A 14,416-nucleotide genomic window follows, 5' to 3' on the forward strand; every position below is an offset into this window, starting at 1 on the left:
GGTCAGGCTCCGGAAACAGGAGAAGAACCGACCGGCACCCGCCAGCCGTCGGCGGTGCCATCCGTGGCGCCGGGAACGAACACCATCGCCGCACCGTTCATGCAGTAGCGCAGCCCGGTCGGGCGCGGGCCGTCGTTGAACACGTGGCCCAGGTGGCCACCGCAGCGGCGGCAGTGCACCTCCACCCTCAGCATCCCGAAGGTCACGTCGCGGTCTTCGCCGATGGCGTTGTGCAGCGGTGCCCAGAAGCTGGGCCAGCCGGTGCCGCTCTCGAATTTGGTGGACGAGGAGAACAGCGGCAGCGCGCAGCCGGCGCAGGCGAAGGTGCCCTGCCGGTGTTCCTTGTTGAGCGGGCTGCTGTAGGGGCGCTCGGTCGCCTGCTGGCGCAGCACCGCGTACTGCGCCGGGGTCAGGCGCTGGCGCCACTCGGCATCGCTGTGCATGACCTCGAACTGTCGCGACGGACGCGCTTCGGCGGCGGCCGGGGCGGCGCGGCTGCAGGCCCCCAGGCCGAGCAGGCCGGCGGCGGTGGCAACACCGCCCAGGCCCAGCAGATGGCGGCGGGACAGGGACATGGCGGACTCCGGGAAGGGGCGACGGGGCCATGCTGCGCCCGCCCGGGTCAACGAATCCTCACGCAGGATTCAATTTTTCGTGAGGTATCGGCGGCCGTCCCGCGCCACAATGCAGCCAGCCTCCCCGCTGGCCCCGAGTTGCCGATGTCGACCAAACGCGTGCTGATCGTTGAAGACGATGCCCACATCGCCGACCTGCTGCGCATGCACCTGGGCGATGAAGGCTACGAGGTCGCCCATGCCGCCAGCGGCGACGCCGGCCTGCGCCTGCTGGAGCAGGACGGCCCGTGGGACGCACTGGTGCTGGACGTGATGCTGCCCGGCGTGGATGGCCTGCAGGTCTGCCAGCGTGCACGCGCGATGGCGCGTTACGTGCCGATCATCATCATCAGCGCGCGGGGCAGCGAAACGCAGCGCATCGTCGGCCTGGAGCTGGGCGCGGACGATTATCTGGCCAAGCCGTTCTCGATGCCGGAGCTGGTGGCGCGGGTGCGTGCGCTGTTGCGCCGCGCCGAGGCGATGGCACAGAGCGCGCGCATCGATGCCGGTGCGATCGAGCTGGGCGGGTTGCAGCTGGACCCGGTCGCGCGCACCGCCTCGGTGGATGGCAACACGCTGGAGCTGACCCCGCGCGAATTCGACCTGCTGCTGTTCTTCGCCCGTCACCCGGACCAGGTGTTCGCGCGCATGGAGCTGCTCAACCAGGTCTGGGGCTACCAGCACGACGGCTACGAGCACACGGTCAACACCCATATCAATCGCCTGCGCAGCAAGATCGAGCCCGACCCGGCCAACCCGCGGCGGTTGCTGACGGTGTGGGGCCGTGGCTACAAGCTGGTCGACCCGGCCGGGGCGGCCGCATGATCAAGCCGAACCTGTGGCAAAAGCTGGCGGTGGTGACCGCTGCGCTGATGCTGGCGTGCTGCATGGCGCTGCTGGCGCTGCAGATGCGGGCCAACACCCGCCACGAGCAGGAAGTCGTGCAGCGGCTGTCGCTGGGCCTGGCCGAACATATCGCGCAGCGTAGCGAGCTGATGGATACCAGCGGCATGCGCGATGCCGCGGTGCGTGCGCTGTTCGGCCAGCTGATGGCGGTCAACCCCAGCGTCGAGGTCTACCTGCTGGACGACCAGGGCCGCATCCTTGGCCACGATGCGCCCAGTGGGCACCTGGTGCGCACCCGGGTGGACGTGGCGCCGCTGCGCCGCCTTCTGGCGGGAGCACCGTTGCCGATCCTCGGCGATGACCCGCGCAGCGCCGACGGCCGCAAGGTGTTCAGTGCTGCACCGTTGATCGTTCAGGGCCGCCAGGCCGGTTATGTGTACGTGGTGCTGGTGGGCGAGCACCGGCAGATGCTGGCCGACGACCTCGCCGCCGGCAGCCAGTGGAACACCACGCTGTGGTCGGTGGCACTCGTTGGTGGCCTCGGCCTGCTGGCCGGGCTGGTGGCGTTCTACTGGGTGACACGCCCGCTGCGGCGGCTGACCCGGCGCATCCAGGCCTTCGACATCGATGCACCCACGCCGCTGCCGCCGGCGGAGCCGCTGCGCCCGGGTGAGCGCGATGAACTGGTGATCCTCGAACATGCGCATGCGCAGATGGCGCAGCGGCTGGGCGAGCAGTGGCAGCAGCTGCGCCAGCAGGACCTGCAGCGCCGCGAGCTGGTGGCCAACATCTCGCACGACCTGCGCACGCCGTTGTCATCGCTGCACGGCTACCTGGAAACGCTGGCATTGAAGGATGCCACGCTGTCGCCGGACGAGCGGCGCCGTTATCTCGGCATCGCCCTGGCACAGAGTGCCAAGGTCGGCCGGCTGGCGCGTGCGCTGTTCGAGCTGGCGCGGCTGGAGCATGGCGAAGTGCGGCTGGAGTGGGAGGTGTTCGCACTGCCGGAGCTGCTGCAGGACGTGCTGCAGAAGTTCGAACTGGCGGCGCAGGCGCGTGGCCAGCAACTGCACGCGGCATTCCCGCCCGGCCTGCCGCCGGTGCGCGCCGACCTTGGCCTGGTCGAGCGGGTGCTGACCAACCTGCTCGACAACGCGCTGCGGCATGCACCCGAGGGCGGGCAGATCGAGGTGCGCCTGCGCGCAACCGATGACAGCGTGGAGGTGAGCGTGGCCGATGACGGTCCCGGGGTGGCGCCGGCACTGCGCACGCAGCTGTTCCAGGCACCGGCCGCGCTGGGTGCCCGGCGCGGCGAGAACGGCGGATTGGGCCTGTTGATCGTGCAGCGCATCGTGCAGCTGCATGGCCGGCGCATCGAACTGCGTGACAGTGCGCGCGGCGCGCTGTTCGTGTTTGCCTTGCCGCGCGCGGAACCGGCGGCCTAGCAGGCCGCTTCGCCCTCTGCGCTGCCGCCGCTCTCCAATGGCAGGTGCAGGCGGATGCAGGCCCCACCCGGCTCCGAATCGGTCACCTCGACGTGGCCACCGTGCTTGTCGGCCACCACCTGCACCAGTGCCAGGCCCAGGCCGAACCCGGGACTGCCCGGGTCCAGCCGCACGTAGGGTTGCAGCACCTGGCCGCGGAGCTCCGGTGCGATGCCGGGGCCGTCGTCCTCCACCTGTACGCACAGCCAGCCGTCGTTGACGGTGCTGGCAATGCGGATCTGCCGCCGCGCGTACCGCAGGGCATTGCCGAGCAGGTTGCGCAGCGCCAGTTCCAGCATGTGCCGGTTGACGTTGACCAGACCCACCGGCGACAGCGCCTGCTGCACCGGCATCGGCAACGGTGCGAACTGGGCGACCACGCCACGCACCAGGGCCGCCAGCTGCAGGCGCTGCCGGGTCAGCTGATGGCAGCGGCCCAGTGCGGCGTACTCGACGCCTGCATCGGTCAGGTGCTGCAGCCGATCAACGTCGGTGCGCAGGCCGCCCAGCGCATCGCGCTGCACGTCGTCAAGTGCGCTGTCTTCCAGCTCGGCCAGGCCGAAACGCATCCGTGCCAGCGGCGTGCGCACCTCGTGCGCCACCGCCTGGGCCAGCACCCGCTGGCTTTCCAGCAGTTGCTGCAGCTGCTCGGCCATGTGGTTGAAGGCATTGGCCAGCGGCCGCACCAGTGCGGTGCCGGCGCGCGGCGCACGCGTGTCCAGCTGGCCGTCGCGCATGCGCCGCGCCGCCTGGGCCAGCTGCGAGACGTCGCGCCACAGCCGGTAGACCATCACGTACATCGGCAGTGCCACCGCCACCATCAGGATCAGCAGCAGGATCGCCACGCCGGACACTTCGCTGTCCTGCCACCCCTCATCGGGCAGTGCTTCGTCCAGCGGCCCCAGCATCACCGCGTAGTCGCTGTCACCGATGCGCTGCAGGCTGCGCATGTGCTCCAGGTCGATCTGCACGCGGCCGTTGTTGAACGGAGGGCGCTGGCTGGCCGGCAGCGCCTTCGCCGCCTCGGCCAGCGGCACCAGGCGCAGGGCATAGGCGAAATCAGCGTCGAGTTCGCGGGCCAGCGCCGGCCATTGCTCACGCGGGGTTTCGGCGAAGCGATGCTGCAGCAGCGCGTGCGTGCCGCGCATCTCGGCCTGCAGGCCGGCTTCGGTGCGGTCTTCCAGCAGGGCATCCCAGGCCCACAGGCCCAGCACGATCAGCAACAGGTGGGCGAGCAGGAAGCCGATGCCGTAGCGCAGGAAGTGGAAGGCGTGGCCGCGCATCGCCGACGGCGTGCGCGTCATCCCCATGCCGAGCGGCTGAACAGGTAGCCGCGGCCGCGGACGGTCTTGATCCGTTCCGGTTGCTCGGGGTTGTCGCCCAGCTTGCGGCGCAGGCGCGAGATGCGGGCATCGATCGAGCGGTCCAGGCCGTCGAAGGCGATCCCGCGCAGGCCGCGCAGCAGCGCATCGCGGTCGAGGATCTGGCCGGCGTTGCTGGCCAGCAGGAACAGCAGGTCGAACTCGGCCGTGGTCAGCTCCAGCAGGCCGCCCTGCAGGTGCACGTTGCGGGTGGAAGGGTCGATGTTCAGCTCGCCGAAGCGCAGGCTGCCGTCACGCGGCTCGACCCGGCGGTGGCGGCGCAGGTGGGCACGCAGCCGGGCCAGCAGCACCCGCGGCTCGATCGGTTTGCCGATGTAATCGTCGGCCCCCAGTTCCAGGCCCAGCACCTGGTCGATGTTGTCGGTGCGGGCGGTCAGCACGCAGATGATGCCGTCATAGTGGGGCCGGATCTGCCGACACACTTCGAAACCATCCTGGTCGGGCAGGCCGACATCGAGCAGGACCAGCGCCGGCTTTTCCGCCAGGATCCGGGCCACTGCGCGCTCGCCGCTGCGTTCATGGGCGACCTGGTAGCCATGCCGCTGCAGGTAGTCACTGACCATCGTTCCCAGGCGGGCATCGTCTTCGACCAGTACGATATCCAGCATTTCCAAGGCCTCCGTGGACGCAAACGTACCGCCACGGCACGAGCGCGGCGATGCTATCCCAGCCGTCGGGCCGCCCGGGTCCCGGGGGCGGGCGCCATTCAGCCGGGGTTGCTGGCGCTCCGGCCGGTTCTCAGTCCCGGCAACGACTTGCCGCCCAGCATAGCCTGTCGCTGTTACAAAACGTTACCTTCGTGATACGGCTGGTGACGATCGCTGACAGCAAAGCGACTGACGCGGCGGGGCCCGCGGCCGAGCATGGAGTCTCCTCCGCTCCGCGTGCCGTCCTCATGTCGCCCGCCGCCCGCTGCCTGTTCATCCCACCCCGCCGCTGCCACTGCCGAGGCGCCCGATGAGTGGCGTGGTCGGGGCCTGGCTGCCGCCCGCCGAGGACGAGCAGCTGCTGCAGCAGCTGGCACCGATGCTGCGTGCCCTGCAGCAGCGTGGCCGTGGCCGCATCGGCTACTGGACCGACGCCGAGGCCGGCCTCGCGCTGGGCCACTGCCGGGCGCCGGCCGATACGCCGTTGCAGCCGCTCAGCTCGGACTGCGGTCGCTACGTGCTGTGCCTGGACGGCCGCCTGTACAACCGCGGTGACCTGCAGGCGCAGCTGCGCGACCTGCCACGCAGCTGCAGCGATGCGCGGCTGCTGCTGCAGGCGATCGTCGAATGGGGCGTGCAGCGGGCGCTGTCGCGCATCGAGGGCGCCTTCGGCTTCAGCGTATGGGACCGGGAGGCGCGCGTGCTGTGGCTGGCCCGTGATCCGGTCGGCGAGCGGCCGCTGTATTACGGCTGGTACCAGGGCCAGTTCCTGTTCGCCTCGGAGTTGAAGGCGCTGCAGGCCTTCGCCGGCTTCGCGCCGAGCATCGATCAGGACGCGCTGAGCCTGTTGCTGCGCCATGACTACGTGCCGGCACCGCATACCATCTACCGCGGCATCCACAAGCTGGTGGCCGGCGCGATGCTGCGCATCGATCTCAGCGACCACGCCGCAGGGGGCTCCAGCCATGCCGCGCAGGGGGGCGCGCGTTACTGGTGCGCGCGCGACGCGATGCAGAGCGCGCTGCAGCAGCCGCTGCAGCCGGCGCCGAGCCTGGAACAGGCCACCGACCAGCTGGAAGCAGCACTGCAGAAGGCGATCGCGGCGCGCATGCACTCGCCACTGGCCTGCGGCGCGTTCCTGTCCGGCGGCACCGATTCCTCGCTGGTGACGGCAATGATGCAGGCCCAGTCGACCCTGCCGATCGAGGCGTGGACCGTCGGCTTCGACGATCCGGGGCATGACGAGAGCGACTGGGCGTCGCAGGTCGCGCGTCACCTGGGGGTGCAGCACCACCTGCACCGCATGGATGCGCGCCAGGGCCTGGACCTGCTGCAGCGCCTGCCGCAGGTCTGGTGCGAACCCTTTGCCGACGCTTCACAGCTGCCGACGTTGCTGGCCAGTGAACTGCTGGGGGCGCGCAAGCCGGTCGCGCTGACCGGTGACGGCGGCGATGAGCTGTTCTTCGGCCACCCCAGCTATGGCCGCGCGCTGCGCAATGCGCGCCTGTGCGGCGGCCTGCCGGACTGGGTACGCGACCTGGCGCGGCGCAGCGGCAATCGCTTGAACGCCGAGCGCGGTCGCCTCGGTGGCTGGCGTGCGCTGGTGGCCGAGGTCGCTGCCAACGATGTGGAGGGGCATTACCTGCAGCGGGTGACCCGCTGGCGACAGCCGGCCCAGGTCGTGCTGGGGGCGCGTGAGCCGCTGACGATCTTCCAGCAGCAGGACACGGCGCTGCCGGCCGAGGCGCGCATCCAGCTGCTGGATTTACGCATGGACCTGGCCGAGGGCATCCTGGCCAAGGTCGACCGTGCGGGCATGGCGGCGGGTGTCGAGACCCGTGCGCCGCTGCTGGACATGGAGGTGGTGCGCCTGGCGTGGCGCCTGCCGCAGCACCTGAAGTACCACGATGGGGAACACAAGCGGATCCTCAAGCACCTGCTGGCGCGCTATCTGCCGGAACCGCTGGTGTACCGCCCCAAGCGCGGCTTCGGCCCACCGATGGCGCGCTGGCTGGCGGGGCCGTTGCGTGACTGGGCGGAGGCACTGCTGGACCCGCAGCTGCTGCGCAACCAGGGCTGCTTCGATGCGGTGCGCGTGCGCGGCATCTGGGAGGCGTTCCTGCGAGGCGAGCGCAAGTGGCACACGCACTTGTGGAACGTGTTGATGTTCCAGGCGTGGCACCAGCATTGGCACGGTGGTCGCGGGCGCTGAGGCTCCTTCGCGGATTGTTCTGCGTGGCGCAGGGCGGATGCCCTTGCGTACGAATGTCCTCCGGCGCCGGCCGTTGGCCGTCACCTCCCCCTTTACTTCGTACGCAAGGGCATCGGCCCTGCGTTCGGAGTTCGTCGGCGCTTCCTTGAAAGGCGGCTGCGCGTGCTGCGCTCTCCTCACCGCACGCCGAGCCTCGTCGGGGCGGGCAGGGGTTTGGGCAAAGTAAAGGAGGAGGTGGCGGCCAACGGCCGGCGCCGGGGGACATTTGCCCAGGCCCCTGCCTGCCCCGGCGGGGCCCTTCAGCCGCAGAGACGTCGGGTGAAGACGCACTTCGATACCCAAACGCCAGGCAAAAAAAGACCCGGCAGAGGGAGGGATCTGCCGGGTCCGGATTGCGTGGGGGGAGGGACCCACGCAATGAGCGTTGCGTCGCGTCAGTGGTTGTTCGCGTCCGCCGTTGATTCGTTGTAGCCCTGCACCAGTTCGGACCAGGCCTTGCTGGCCTGCAGGCCGAGACCGACTACGTCCTGCTGTGCCTGTCCCAGTCGCTGCAGGTTGTCCTGCCACAGCTGTGCACCCCTGGAGAGCGTCCCGGCCGCATCCTCGCCGCGGGCCAGTTCGCCGAGCCAGCCGCCGGTCGCGGTCAGGTTGCGCTCCATCACCTTCAGCTGCACGCCGAACACGCTTTCTGCGTTCTCCAACGCCAACCGGTTCGCCCGCGTTGCGGCGGCGGCGAGCTGGCGGGTGGCATCACTGAAGCGATCGCTGAAGGCGGCGGCCATGGGGGGCATCAGGGAGTGGCTTGATGCAATGCAGCATACGCCGTTGATGCGGCAATGCAACAAAAATTACAAAGGCGCCCGAGGCGCCTTTGAAAACCCTTTCAGATCAGTGGGTTGATCAGCGGGTGGGCCCGCGGTAGCGGCAGCCGGACGTGCAGGTTTCGTGCACGGTGATCTCGCTCAGCGCCGGCAGGCTGGGTTTGAGTTCGTTCCAGATCCACACCGCCAGGTTCTCGCTGGTCGGGTTCTCCAGGCCGGGGATGTCGTTGAGGTAGTGATGGTCCAGGCGGTCGTAGATCGGCTGGAAAGCCGCCTTCACGTCGCCGAAGTCCATGATCCAGCCGGTCTGCGCACCGGGTTCGCCCTCGACCTTCAGTTCCACCCGGAACGAGTGGCCGTGCAGGCGCGCGCACTTGTGCCCCGGCGGCACGTTGGGGAGGCGGTGCGCCGCCTCGAGCATGAAGACTTTGAAGATTTCCATGGCGCGATTGTACGCCGCGGGCTGCCGGGCAGCCCGGGTGTGCCCCGGTCTTTCATGAATAAATTCTTTTCATCCGGATGAAGAGATGATAGTTTCTCTTATATCCGTATGAAGAGATGTTATTGGCCGCACCCGGCCAGGCATGGACTACTGCGGAACTTCGTCGCCCTTACCACCTCCCCCACATCGTCATGCCCAAGCACACCCTGCTCGTGGCGGCCCTGGCCGTCGCTCTGGCCGCGCCTTTGTCCGCCGCCGCCGAAACCTCCGCCGACGCCGTTGGCGACGCCAATACCCTGGCCGCCGTGCGCGTCACCGGTTCCAACATCAAGCGCACCGATACCGAGGCCTCCAACCCGGTGCAGGTGATCGGCCGCCAGCAGCTGGAACAGACCGGCAAGGCCACCGTGGCCGACGTGCTGCGCTCGATCTCGGCCAACACCGGCAACGCTGCCAACGAAACCACCAACAACGGCTGGGCGTCCGGCTCGGCCGGCATCGGCCTGCGTGGCCTGTCGCAGAAGAACACGCTGGTGCTGCTCAACGGCCGCCGCTTGGCCAACTACGGTTTCCCGGCCGGCGGCCTGTCCGACACCTTCGTCGATCTCAACGCGCTGCCACTGGTCGCCGTCGAGCGCATCGAAGTGCTCAAGGACGGCGCCTCCGCGGTGTACGGTTCCGACGCCGTGGCCGGCGTGGTCAACATCATCACCCGGCAGAACTTCGAAGGCGCCGAGATCGGCGGCAGCTTCGGCGGTGCCGACCAGGGCGGCCTGCACGAGCAGAACCTGAAGTTCGTCGGTGGCCTCGGTGATCTTGACACCGACGGCTACAACATCCTCTTCAGCCTGCAGGGCTACAACCGCGAGCGCCTGGACCAGGACGAACGCAATCTGACCAAGAGCGGCATCTACACCGACAAGCCCGGTGGCCGCTGGAACGGCTGGTCGGCCAAGGGCGCGCGCTACCTGGTCAACGGCGTGTCGGTGCCGATGCTCGATGCCAACGGCAACTGCCCGGCCGGCACCACCCGCGTTGCCAGCGCGCCGATCGATGGCCTGTCCGGTGATACCTGCGGCTTCAACCAGGCGCCGTTCACCACGCTGATTCCCTCGACCAAGCGCTACCAGGCCTATGCCAACGGCACCTTCCGCCTGAACGACAACGTCGAGGCCTTTGGCGAAGTGCTGTACAGCCAGATCAAGAGCGCCGCCTGGTTCGGCAGCAGCCCGTTCTTTACCCTGGAAAGCGGTCGCTTCGCGTTGAACGCCAACAGCGGCCTGGCCGAGCCGGTGTCGTCGCTGCTGCCGGCCAACAACCCATACAACCCGTACGGCCGCGCGATTCCGATCGAATACACCTTCTTCGACCTCGGTGGCACCATCAAGACCAACCGTTCCACGGCCTACCGCGGTGTGTTCGGCCTGCGCGGCACCGCCGCGAACTGGGACTGGGAAGTGGCCGCGTTCGGTGCACGCAGCAGCGAGCGCGAGAGCGTGTCCGGCGGCTTCGCCAATCGCTGGGCGCTGGCCGATGCGCTGGCCACGGGCAGCTACAACCTGTTGAACCCGGCGGCCACGCCGCAGTCGGTGCGTGATTCGATCAACATCGCCACGCTGCGCCCGGCCGAATCCAAACTGCAGGGCGTCGACGCGAAGATCTCCGGCAGCCTGGGCCACACCTGGGCGGGTGAGATCGGCTTCGCGGCCGGTGCCGAATGGCGCCGCGAGAAGCTCGATTCCAACAACCCGTGGCAGATCGATGCCGGCCTGCAGGTGCGCCCGGCCATCGCCGAGGTGCATGGCCAGCGCCAGGTCACTGCCGCCTACGCCGAAGTGAACGTGCCGCTGGCCTCGACGCTGGAGCTGTCGGCCGCCGCGCGCGCCGACCACTACGACGATTTCGGCGATGCGTTCTCGCCGAAGATCGGCCTGCGCTGGCAGCCGCTGGATGTCCTGCTGGTGCGCGCCTCGGCGTCGAAGGGCTTCCGCGCGCCGTCGCTGTCGGAGAACTCCAACAGCACCAGCATCGCCTATGGCAGCGTGGTCGATCCGCGTGATCCCGACGTGCCGGGCTCGCGCCAGAGCCCGACCTTCTTCACCGTCGGCAACAACGCACTGAAGCCGGAGCGAACCAAGAGCGTGAACTTCGGCGTGGTGCTGTCGCCGTGGGCCAACACCAACCTCAGCGTGGACTACTACCGGATCCAGCTGGACAACCTGGTCGGCACCAACAACACCCAGACCCTGGTCAACGACAACGTGGCCGGCGCCGTGCAGCGCGACGAGCGCGGCAAGCTGCAGGCGGTCTACAACCGCTACCAGAACCTGAGCGAGCTGAAGACCTCGGGCATCGACGTCGAGCTGCGCCAGCGCATCCCGACCGCTGCACTCGGCGACTTCACCGTGTCCTCGGCCTACACCCACGTGCGCGACTACCGTCGCCCAACCGTGGTCGGCGGCCCGCTGGTCGACTACGCCGGCAGCAACCTCGGCGCAACGCTGCCCAAGGACAAGGCCACCACCACGCTGGACTGGACCTTCCGCGACTTCACCGCGGCCGTCACCTGGTACTACACCAGCGGCTACGACCAGAAGGCCAGCACCGCCGCCGCGGCCGTGCAGGACCGCATCAATGCGTACAACCAGTTCGACCTGTACCTGGCCTATGCCGGCATCGACAAGCTGACCGTCTACGCCAAGGTGCAGAACCTGGCCGACAGGACGCCGCCGTACGACGCCTCGTTCCCGGGCATCCGCGCGCCGTACGACTTCAGCCAGTACGACCTGCGTGGCCGCTACTTCACCCTCGGCTTCGATTACCGCTTCTGATGCCATCGCCGCGGCCGGCCACACCCCGTGGCCGGTCGCGTTGCCGCTGTCCTGTTTACTGGGGAGTCACCGTGTCCTTCCACCGCCGTGCCGTTCTTCCGCTGCTGCTTGCCGCCGCCAGCGCCCTGTCCTCGCCGCTGCCGGCGCAGGCCCAGAGTGCGTACTTCTTCCCGCAGGCCACTGACGCTGCCGCGTTCGATGCCGCCATTCCCAGCCCCGAGCAGTTCCTCGGCTACCCGATCGGCAGCCGCTACACCCGGCATGACCAGCTGGTGGCCTATTTCCAGGAACTGGCGAAGCACTCGGACAAGATCCGCGTGCAGGAAATCGGCCGCAGCTACGAAGGCCGGCCGCTGCTGATCGCCACCATCACCGCCGCCGACAACCAGGCGCGCATCGAGCAGATCCGCCAGCAGCACGCTACCCTGGTCGACCCGGCGCAGCCGCGCAGCGCGGCCGGTGACAGCCCTGTCGTGGTCTGGCTGGGCTACAGCGTGCATGGCAATGAAACCTCCAGCGGTGAAGCGGCGATGCTGACCGCCTACTACCTGGTGGCCAACCGCAGCGCCGAAACCCAGCAGTGGCTGCAGCAGTCGGTGGTGCTGTTCGATCCTGCGCAGAATCCCGACGGCCGCGACCGTGCCGCGAACTGGCACAACGCCTGGGCATCGGACCCGGCCTCGTCCGACCCGGCCGACAAGGAACATGTCGAACCGTTCCCGCAGGGTCGCACCAACCACTACTTCACCGACCTCAACCGCGACTGGCTGGCCCTGACCCAGCAGGACTCGCGGCCCAAGCTGGCCGTGTTCCACCAGTGGTACCCGAACGTGCAGATCGACTTCCATGAGATGGGCAAGGACAGCACGTACTACTTCGAGCCTTCGCCGAAGAGCATGCACAGCCCGCTGATTCCGGCGGCGTCCTACGAGTTCAACAAGACACTGGCCAAGTACCACGCGCAGTCGCTGGATGCGCTGGGCTCGCTGTACTACACCGGCGAGAACTACGACAACTTCTCGCCGGTATATGGCTCGACCTATCCGGACTTCCACGGCGCGGTCGGCGTCACCGTCGAGCAGGCCAGCTCGCGTGGCCGCGTGCAGGAATCGGTGAACGGTCTGCTGACCTTCCCCTTCACCATCCGCAACCAGGTCGCCACCGGCCTGGGCACGGTGCGCGGTGCGGTGACCGAGCGCAGTGGCCTGTTCGACCTGCAGAAGGATTTCTTCCAGAGTGCGCTGAAGCAGGCTGCGCAGCAGCCGGTGAAGAGCTTCGTGTTCGGCGATGCGCACGACCCGGCATTGACCCGGCGCCTGCTGGAGCTGTTGCTGCTGCACCGCATCGACGTGCATGCGTTGGATCGCAGCGTCACCGTCGATGGACAGCGCTTCGACGCCGGCAGCGCCTACGTGGTGCCGGTGCAGCAGGCGCAGTTCCGCCTGGTCCATTCGATCTTCGCCGAGACGCCGTCGATCAAGGGCGACGTGTTCTACGGCAGCACAAGCTATGCGATCGCACCGGCCTACGGCGTGGCGTTCGCTGGCAGCCGCAGCCGTATCGATGGCGGCGCCCGCGTGGCGGAGCTGCCGCCGGTGCAGGGTGCGGTCAACGGCGGCCAGGCTGGCTTCGCGTACGCCATCGACTGGCGCGACTACAACGCCGGCCGCGCGCTGGCCGTGCTGCAGGCCAAGGGATTGACCGCGCGCGCTGCGTTCAAGCCGTTCAGCAGCGCCACCGCGCAGGGCCAGGTCGACTTCGCCGCGGGCAGTCTGGTCATCCCGGTGGCCGGCCAGCCGCTGCAGGGCGCGGCCCTGCTCGAGGCGGTGACCGCTGCCGCACGCGACGCCGGCGTGCAGGTGCATGCCCTGTCCAGCGGCCGCAGCAGTGAGGGCATCGATCTCGGCAGCGATGGCGTCAAGGCACTGCGCAAGCCGGCCGTGGCGCTGGTGATGGGCGAGGGCGTGGCTGCGACCGAGATTGGTTCGGCCTGGTTCCTGCTCGACCAGCAGCTGCACCTGCCGGCCAGCAAGCTGGATCCGCAGCAGCTGGGCAAGGTCGCGCTGGACCGCTACACCACCCTCGTGCTGTCCGGCGGCACCTACACCGGCATCGACGCCACCGCCGTGGCCGCGCTGAAGCGCTGGGTGCAGGCCGGTGGCTCGCTGGTGACCTATGGCAGCGCGTCGAAGTGGGCGGTGGAGCAGAAGCTGGCCGAGGGCGAATCGCTGGGCAAGGACGAGGAAGCGCGGGACGCCGACCGCCGCGCGTTCGGTGACCAGCGTGAAATCGCCGCGATCGAGCGGGTGAGCGGCAACATCCTCAGCGCCGATGTCGATACCACCCATCCGCTGGCGTTCGGCGTGCCGCGCCGGCAGCTGGCGGTCAACAAGGAAAACACGGTGACGCTGCAGCCGAGTGCGAACCCGTTCTCGACGGTGGTGCGCATCGACGCGACGCCGCGGGTGAATGGTTACCTGTCCGAGCGCAACCGTGCGCGGGTGGCGGGGAGTGCGTGGCTGCTGGTGTCGGCGCAGGGGCAGGGCAACGTGGTGTTGTTTGCCGATGATCCGGCGCATCGCAAGTACTGGCACGGTACCGATCGCCTGCTGATCAATGCGATTTTCTTCGGGAATCTGGTGAATCCGGCTAAGGCGCGGGGTTGAGGCGTTTGGCGGCTTGTTGATGCGGGGGGGGAGGACGGATGGGCCGCACAGGACACGCCGCAAGTACGTCCTTGCAGGCTCGTAGGCGCTATCCATGGCGCCTGCGGTCCTGCGCAACCCATCCGTCCTCCCCCGACAGTTTCACGCGGGCGCGGACGCATCAAACCCAAGGCGGGAGCAAGGGCAATAGCAAAAGCAAAAAGCAAAAGCAGCGGCTTCGGCTTCTGCTCTTGAATTTGAATTTGATCTTTCTTCCTTCGGCTACTCCGAGGGAGAAGAAAGGCGCTGGAAATGTCTGAAGCGCTGGGGAGCGGGGGCTGCGCAAAACCGCAGGCGCCATGGATGGCGCCTACGAGCTTACATGGATGTATTTACAGCGTGTTTTGCGCCGCCCCCGCTCCCCAGCGCCCACGCAAAACCCACCGCAGGCTCTCAAACAAGCCAGGTAGCCAGCACAAAAAAGGACGGCGC

10 protein-coding genes are annotated in these 14,416 nt (G+C 68.4%); 5 read left to right on the top strand and 5 right to left on the bottom strand.

Annotated features, from left to right (window positions below; all coding sequences use genetic code 11):
• Positions 1–2: 2 nt before the first annotated feature.
• Complete coding sequence (msrB, locus tag WDC87_RS15855) at positions 3–575, bottom strand: peptide-methionine (R)-S-oxide reductase MsrB (protein WP_074725511.1); 573 nt, start codon at positions 573–575, stop codon at positions 3–5.
• Positions 576–719: 144 nt separating this feature from the next.
• Here msrB and WDC87_RS15860 point away from each other — a divergent pair, with 144 nt between their 5' ends.
• Complete coding sequence (locus WDC87_RS15860) at positions 720–1,439, top strand: response regulator transcription factor (protein WP_053462082.1); 720 nt, start codon at positions 720–722, stop codon at positions 1,437–1,439.
• Positions 1,436–2,905 (top strand): HAMP domain-containing sensor histidine kinase, encoded by a 1,470-nt coding sequence (locus tag WDC87_RS15865; RefSeq protein WP_053506601.1) that lies wholly within the window; start codon positions 1,436–1,438, stop codon positions 2,903–2,905. The genes WDC87_RS15860 and WDC87_RS15865 overlap by 4 nt, the downstream gene beginning before the upstream one ends.
• Here the strand turns inward: WDC87_RS15865 and WDC87_RS15870 are convergent.
• Together WDC87_RS15870 and WDC87_RS15875 are read right to left on the bottom strand one after the other, a co-directional pair.
• Positions 2,902–4,248, bottom strand: coding sequence for an ATP-binding protein (locus WDC87_RS15870; RefSeq protein WP_252745132.1), 1,347 nt, complete (start codon positions 4,246–4,248; stop codon positions 2,902–2,904). The genes WDC87_RS15865 and WDC87_RS15870 overlap by 4 nt on opposite strands.
• Positions 4,245–4,934 carry a winged helix-turn-helix domain-containing protein gene (locus WDC87_RS15875; RefSeq protein ID WP_010484092.1) on the bottom strand — a complete coding sequence of 230 codons (690 nt, stop codon included), beginning with the start codon at positions 4,932–4,934 and terminating at the stop codon, positions 4,245–4,247. Before WDC87_RS15875 ends, WDC87_RS15870 begins: the two co-directional genes overlap by 4 nt.
• Before the next feature lie 349 nt (positions 4,935–5,283).
• Between WDC87_RS15875 and asnB the strand changes: the two genes are divergently transcribed.
• The gene (gene asnB / locus WDC87_RS15880; protein WP_164083288.1) at positions 5,284–7,185 is read left to right on the top strand and encodes an asparagine synthase (glutamine-hydrolyzing); all 1,902 of its coding nucleotides are present in this window, start codon (positions 5,284–5,286) and stop codon (positions 7,183–7,185) included.
• A 434-nt stretch (positions 7,186–7,619) separates the two neighbouring features.
• On the opposite strand, the gene WDC87_RS15885 is transcribed toward asnB, so the two are convergent.
• Together WDC87_RS15885 and queD are read right to left on the bottom strand one after the other, a co-directional pair.
• Positions 7,620–7,967 carry a phasin family protein gene (locus WDC87_RS15885; RefSeq protein WP_049466358.1) on the bottom strand — a complete coding sequence of 116 codons (348 nt, stop codon included), beginning with the start codon at positions 7,965–7,967 and terminating at the stop codon, positions 7,620–7,622.
• A gap of 118 nt (positions 7,968–8,085) precedes the next feature.
• A complete protein-coding gene (gene queD / locus WDC87_RS15890; protein WP_053462085.1) occupies positions 8,086–8,448 on the bottom strand; it encodes a 6-carboxytetrahydropterin synthase QueD in 363 nt (120 codons plus the stop codon).
• Between the two features lie 191 nt (positions 8,449–8,639).
• Between queD and WDC87_RS15895 the strand changes: the two genes are divergently transcribed.
• Together WDC87_RS15895 and WDC87_RS15900 are read left to right on the top strand one after the other, a co-directional pair.
• Positions 8,640–11,279, top strand: a complete 2,640-nt coding sequence (locus WDC87_RS15895) for a TonB-dependent receptor (RefSeq protein WP_164082359.1) — start codon at positions 8,640–8,642, stop codon at positions 11,277–11,279.
• Positions 11,280–11,350: 71 nt separating this feature from the next.
• Complete coding sequence (locus WDC87_RS15900; protein WP_164082358.1) at positions 11,351–13,945, top strand: M14 family zinc carboxypeptidase; 2,595 nt, start codon at positions 11,351–11,353, stop codon at positions 13,943–13,945.
• The last annotated feature ends 471 nt before the right edge of the window (positions 13,946–14,416 follow it).

This window comes from Stenotrophomonas maltophilia group sp. Smal12 (assembly GCF_037079935.1).
Lineage (GTDB): Bacteria > Pseudomonadota > Gammaproteobacteria > Xanthomonadales > Xanthomonadaceae > Stenotrophomonas > Stenotrophomonas sepilia.